Genomic DNA, 845 nt, shown 5'->3' with positions numbered 1-845 from the left:
CCGGTCGGCGGCGGCGCTCTTCGAGCCCCGGCCGGAGCGGCCGCCCTCCTTGGCGGGCTCCTCGGGCCCATCGTCCGCCGTGACGGCGTCGAGGTAGCTGGGGCGGCCCTGGCGCTTGAGGTGGGCGACCACGGTCTCGACCTCGCTGTCCGAGCAGAACGGCCCGTGCACCCGGGTCGTGCGCCCGCCCCCGGCCATGAACAGCATGTCGCCCTGACCCAGAAGCTGCTCCGCGCCCATCTCCCCCAGGATCGTGCGGCTATCGATCTTGCTGGTCACCTGGAAGCTGATCCGGGTCGGGAAGTTCGCCTTGATCGTGCCGGTGATCACGTCCACCGACGGGCGCTGGGTCGCCATGATCAGGTGGATGCCGGCCGCGCGTGCCATCTGGGCCAGACGCTGGATCGCGCCCTCGATGTCCTTGCCGGCCACCATCATCAGGTCGGCCATCTCGTCGACCACGATCACGATGTACGGCAGCGGCGACAGGTCCATCGCCTCGTCGACGAACACCGCCTCGCCGGTATGGCGGTCGAAGCCCGTCTGGATCGTGCGCGTGATGGTCTCGCCCTTCTCGCGGGCCTCCTTCATGCGGGCGTTGTAGCCGTCGATGTTCCGCACCGCGATCTTGGACATCTTCTTGTAGCGCTCCTCCATCTCGCGCACGGCCCATTTGAGGGCGATCACCGCCTTCTTGGGGTCGATCACGACCGGGGAGAGCAGGTGCGGGATGCCGTCATAGACCGACAGCTCCAGCATCTTGGGATCGACCATGATCAGGCGGCACTCCTCCGGCTTCAGCCGGTAGAGCAGCGACAGGATCATGGTGTTGATCGCCACCGACT

The 845-nt window shown here is 67.3% G+C and carries 1 protein-coding gene; it reads right to left on the bottom strand.

Annotation, left to right across the window (positions count from 1 at the left end):
- On the bottom strand, nucleotides 1-845 hold an 845-nt coding region (locus MKK84_RS20970; protein WP_279599632.1), incomplete at both ends, for an FtsK/SpoIIIE domain-containing protein.

The sequence above is a fragment of the Methylobacterium sp. E-065 genome, from assembly GCF_022829605.1.
Lineage (GTDB): Bacteria > Pseudomonadota > Alphaproteobacteria > Rhizobiales > Beijerinckiaceae > Methylobacterium.
Note: the sequence above shows the minus strand (reverse complement) of the source record. Positions and strands in the feature narration are given on the sequence as shown.